Here is a 5185-nt window from a genome sequence, read left to right as displayed (position 1 = left end):
CTCATGCGGCACCCCACCGGACCTGAACCCCCGCGCCATCCCCGCCGCCAGACCACCCACCCGACGGCCGAACGCCGCACCCCCCACACCGCCCAGGCCCCCCGCACCGGGCACACCAGCCAACGCCCGCTCGACGTCCCGACCGATCACCCCCGCCACATCACGCCCCACCAAACGACCCAACCCCGACCCCAACACCCCACCCAACAACGGAACAAACGCCCCGAACGCCCCCTGCACCGCACCAAACTCCACCGCCTGCTTCGTATACCGACCCCCCTGCGACGTATGAAACCCGTCCGCCGCCAACGACCACTGCACCAACCCGTCCATCGCCGCCGCCAACCCCACGTTCAACACCTCATGCGTCGCCACCGCCGCCAAGAACCGCAACAGGAAACTCCGCAACACCCCCCGGTACAACGCCCGCAGAAACGACTGCTCAATCAACGCCCCGATCGGATTCCACACCGCCATGACCAGCGTCAACGCCCACTCCAGCAGGAACTGCACCACCTGCGCGATGATCATCCGGTTCGTGTAATCCAGCTGATACGCGAACTCATGCGCATACTCAGCCAACCGCACCGCCGTCTCCCGCAACGCCGCGATGTAATCCGCTCCCTCACCCCCCGCGAACTTCTTCATCGCAGCGACATACGCCGCACTCCACTCACCCTCAGCCGTCCCCGCCACCGACCCCGCCACCTGCGCGATCAGCTCCTGCACCCGCCCCAGACCATCCGCCAACTCCACATGCGGGTACTCCACCTCAGCCCGCACCCGCCCCGCATCACCCTTCGGGGGGCGCATCCCCGTCAACGCCAACACGACAACCGCGCCAAACCCGTCAATGGCCATCAGAAGCCGGCCCCGGGAGCGATCAGGAGAGGGGCACACACATGTACGCGGTCGAAACGGTGCCGGGTGCACGAGCCGCGCATAACGCCCCTCCCCACCGAGGTGCCGATTTGACTTCAGACAGTGGCCGACTGTACTAGGTGTGGCCGAAATACGCGATCATATGTTTCTCGCTGGGCATCGATTCATCCGCGTACCGAATCGCCTCACACCGGGACAGCTCCCTCCGTCCGGCTCCGGCCTCCTCCACAGTCGACACCGACCGCCGCGAAGGAGGCCGAGGCCCCAGGGCCTGTCTTCCAACTCCCCTCTGCCCCGCGGGCGACGAGGGGATTTGGAAGACACGCCCTAGGCCGACCGGTGCGCCGCCGCCTTCAGCTCGGCGAGCTGCGCCAGCGTGCCCTCCCGTTCAGCCTTGCGCCACAGGCGCTTGGCGAACATCCCGTTGGCGAACAACTGAATGCTCTTGACCGCCGGCGCGGCGAACCCGGCGGCGGTGTGCGGCGCGTACACCGCCGTGTCGCCCGCTTCGGACACCTCGAGCCATCCGGTGCAGATCCGGTTGGCCAGTCCGACGGCCTGCGGGCCGAAGGAGTGGGCGGTCAGACCCGCCCGGCGGCCACCCTGCTCAAGCAGTCCGGCGGGGATGTCGAGGTGGAGTCCGCTCTCGTCGTGCCCGATGACGCGCACCGGCAGGACGACCGGGTGGCCGTCGGCTCCGCGGTAGGCGAGCAGTTGGTGGGGAAGCTTGGCCATCTGGCGGTGGAGCTTGCCCGTGTCGAGCCGGGGGCCGCTGCCCTTGGCCGGTGCCGACTGCGGAGCCGGCGGCTTGGGCCAGGCGGCGCCGGAGACGGTGAGGTCACCGGCACCGTGCGTGTCGGGCCAGGAGGCGACGCGCTTGACATCGATATCTATGACGACACGCGTATCGAGGTAGTCACCGAGCGCCCAGTCCCAGAAGCGGCCGGTGGGCATGGGGCCGAGGAAGCGGGTGAGGCGTGGCTGCAGGGCTTCGAGGGCCTTGGGTGACGGCTTCAGGGGGACATCGGCCGCCCCCTGGACGAGCACGAAGCCGTCCGCCGTCGCAAATCCGTGGTCACGGGTGTGATAGGCCATGGCCACCCGCGGATCGCGCAGGATGTTGCGCAGCTTGCCGTTGAAGGCGAGGGATGTGGTGACGCCGATCGTCCCGGCCTCGGGGTCGACCAGTCCGAGGGGTGAGACCGGGATGGCGATCGCGCCGCCGGCCGGGGTTCCATAGGACAGAGCGGTGACCAGATCGCCCGCCGTGATGTCCTGAATCTCTTCTGACCAGCGCAGAGTGTCGGCGGATCCCGCCGCGGAGAGTTCCGTCATGGCCGAATAGTACTCATCAAATACGTATGCCCATGGCGCGTCAAGCCCGGGGCCGGGCGAACAGCGTGCGTAGGTGAAGCATCACCTTTATAGTTGACACGTCACCTTCCGGAATCTATGGTGATTGAACGTTGAACGGAACGGATGGCGGGTCAGCCGACCAGGCCACCACCGCGAGCACGCAGGAGCAGATCATGGGACAGCTTGACGGCAAGACCGCGGTGGTCACCGGCGGTACCAGTGGCATCGGCCTGGCCGCAGCGCAGCGTTTCGCAGCCGAGGGTGCGCACGTCTACATCACCGGGCGCCGCAAGGAGGCCCTGGACCAGGCCGCGGAGCAGATCGGCGGGAACGTCACCGCCGTGCAGGCCGACAGCGCCGACCTGGCCAGCCTCGACCGCCTCTACGCCACCATCGCCGAGGCCGGACACCGCATCGACGTCCTCTTCGCCAACGCCGGCGGCGGCGAGTTCGCCACCCTCGCCGACGTCACCGAAGACCACTTCGACACCACCTTCAACATCAACGTCAAGGGCACCCTCTTCACCGTCCAGAAGGCCCTGACCCACCTCAACGACAACTCCTCCATCATCCTCACCGGCTCCACCGCCGCCACCGTCGGCAACGAAGCCTTCGGCGTCTACGGCGCCTCCAAGGCCGCCATCCGCGCCCTCTCACGCACCTGGGCCAACGAACTGCGCGGCCGCAACATCCGCGTCAACACCATCGCCCCCGGACCCATCCACACCCCCGGCATCGACGGCCTCGCCCCCAACGACGAACAAGCCGCACAGCTGCGCGACACCCTCGCCGCCACCGTCCCCCTCGGCCGCATGGGACAGCCCAGCGAAGTCGCCAACCTCGCCCTCTTCCTCGCCACCAACCAGTCCAGCTTCATCACCGGCACCGAAATCTTCATCGACGGCGGCGCCAACCAAATCTAAAACCCACACAAAACAGCACCACACAGCACCACACACGGCACGGGCCGCGGCACCCCCACCGCGGCCCCCGCCCAACCTGCGGGCATGAGCCCTGCTCATGCCCAGATCCGGCCCCCGCGAGGGCCACACGACGTCACGCACCGTTACACAAGGAGAGTTATGAGCAGTCGTCTCACGCCGACCGCTTCTTCCCCGGAGAACGCGCCCGCAGCGCGCCCGCGGCGCGCCCGCGGCAGCTGGCCGGCCGTGGTCTCCGTCGCGGCGGTGTCGTTCGTACTGGTGCTCTCGGAGTTCCTGCCCGTCGGCCTGCTGCCCGCCATCGGCGGCAGCCTCAATGTGAACACCGGCACCGCGGGACTTCTCGTGGTCGTCCCCGGCCTGGCCGCCGCGGTCGCCGCGCCCCTTCTCACCATGGCATCGGGCCGGCTCGACCGCCGGCACGTGCTTCTCGCCCTCGCCGCCCTGATCACGGTCTCCGACGTCCTGGCGGCGCTCGCGCCGAACATAGCGGTCATGATCGCGGCGCGCCTGCTCCTGGGCCTCGGCGTCGGCGGCTTCTGGGCCATGGGCGCGGGAGTCGGCAGTCGGCTCGTTCCCTCCGCCGACGCGGACCGGGCGGCCTCGCTCATCACAGCGGGCATCTCCGCGGGCACCGTCATCAGCCTCCCGCTCGGCGCCTTCGTGGGCCACGTCGCCGGATGGCGCACCGTGTTCGTCATCGCCGCCGTCGCCGCGGCCCTCGCCCTGCTGTTCCTCGTCCTCGCCCTGCCCGCCCTGCCGCCCAACGGAGCGGTTCGCCTGGCCACGCTCGGCAACGCCCTGCGGACACCACCCGTCGCGCTCGCCCTGGTGACGACCGCCATCGTCTTCTTCGGACACTTCACCGCGTACACCTACATCACCCCCTACCTGCAGCAGCACGCCCACCTCGGCCCCGACGCCGTCACCGCTGTACTGCTGGGCTACGGGCTGGCCGGACTGGCCGGCAACTTCCTCGTCGGCCTCATCGTCGCCCGACGTTCCCTCCAAGTCCTCGCCGCCGTCACCGCCCTCGTCCTCGCCACCGCGGTCCTGCTGCTCACCGTCACGGCCTCCACCCCCGTCGTCGTCGTCCTCGTCCTGCTGTGGGGCGCGTCCTTCGGCTCTGTCCCCCTGATCGCCCAGGCACGGGTGATGCGCCTGTACCCGCAGGCCACGGACGCCGCCCTGGCTCTCCTCGTCACCGCGTCGCAGACCTTCCTCGCCGTCGGCTCCTTCGTCGGCGGCCTGCTGACTGACCATCAGGGAATCACCGCGGCCTTCACCGTCGGCGCGCTCGCGGTCCTGATCAGCGCGCTGATCCCGGCGGGCTTGCGCAGGGCGACTCGGTAGCAGGCATGGTCCCAGCGCATGTTCCACGACTACAGTTTGGGCGAGGGGGTATGTGATGCATCAACTTATGGGGGTGTCATGGCAGCCGAAATACCCCGCTGGCTGACGGGAACAGAAGAGCAGGCATGGCGTGGCATGCTCCGTGTGTTTGAGCGCCTGGTCACCCGGACCGGGCGGCCGCTGCAGAGCGAGTTCGGCCTGTCGGCCGCCGACTACACGGTGCTGGCCGAACTGACCCGGGCGCCCGGCTTCCGACTGCGCGTTCTGGAGCTGGCCAAGGAACTCGGCTGGGAGAAGAGCAGGCTGTCCCATCATCTGGCGCGCATGGCGAAGCGGGGTCTGGTGGACCGCGAAAGCTGTTCCTACGACCGGCGCGGGGTGTATGTGCAGGTGACACAGGCCGGTTACGCGGCCATCGAGGCGGCCGCGCCGCGTCATGTCGAGGACGTGCGCCGGCTCTTCCTCGACCACCTCACACCCAGCCAGATCGCCCTTCTGGCGGAGATCACCGACGATCTGCACGAGAATCTCGAGCGGATCCCCGATCCCGCCTGAACCGTTTCCGGGGCCGCACCAGCAAAGTGGGGGGCCGAAAAAGGGTTGGGGGGGGAAAGAGGAGGATCCCGACAGGAAGAAACTAAAACGCGTCCCCC

General features: G+C 68.6%; 4 protein-coding genes. 3 read left to right on the top strand and 1 reads right to left on the bottom strand.

Annotated elements, in window-relative coordinates; genetic code table 11:
- Positions 1-1209 precede the first annotated feature (1209 nt).
- Entirely contained in the window at positions 1210-2217 is a 1008-nt protein-coding gene (locus ACFVDP_RS39755) for a hypothetical protein (RefSeq protein WP_383501310.1), read from the bottom strand.
- A gap of 194 nt (positions 2218-2411) precedes the next feature.
- Between ACFVDP_RS39755 and ACFVDP_RS39750 the strand changes: the two genes are divergently transcribed.
- From ACFVDP_RS39750 to ACFVDP_RS39740, 3 genes are all read left to right on the top strand, one after another.
- The gene (locus tag ACFVDP_RS39750) at positions 2412-3161 is read left to right on the top strand and encodes a glucose 1-dehydrogenase (protein ID WP_383501308.1); all 750 of its coding nucleotides are present in this window, start codon (positions 2412-2414) and stop codon (positions 3159-3161) included.
- A gap of 159 nt (positions 3162-3320) precedes the next feature.
- The gene (locus tag ACFVDP_RS39745; protein ID WP_383501305.1) at positions 3321-4532 is read left to right on the top strand and encodes an MFS transporter; all 1212 of its coding nucleotides are present in this window, start codon (positions 3321-3323) and stop codon (positions 4530-4532) included.
- 135 nt (positions 4533-4667) lie between these two features.
- Positions 4668-5087: a MarR family winged helix-turn-helix transcriptional regulator gene (locus ACFVDP_RS39740; protein ID WP_383501302.1), complete on the top strand. Its 420-nt coding sequence runs from the start codon at positions 4668-4670 to the stop codon at positions 5085-5087.
- Positions 5088-5185: the final 98 nt, after the last annotated feature.

This window comes from Streptomyces sp. NPDC057694 (assembly GCF_042799415.1).
Classification (GTDB): domain Bacteria; phylum Actinomycetota; class Actinomycetes; order Streptomycetales; family Streptomycetaceae; genus Streptomyces.
The sequence above is the reverse complement of the archived record's forward strand: the minus strand, read 5'-3'. Positions and strand labels throughout refer to the sequence as shown.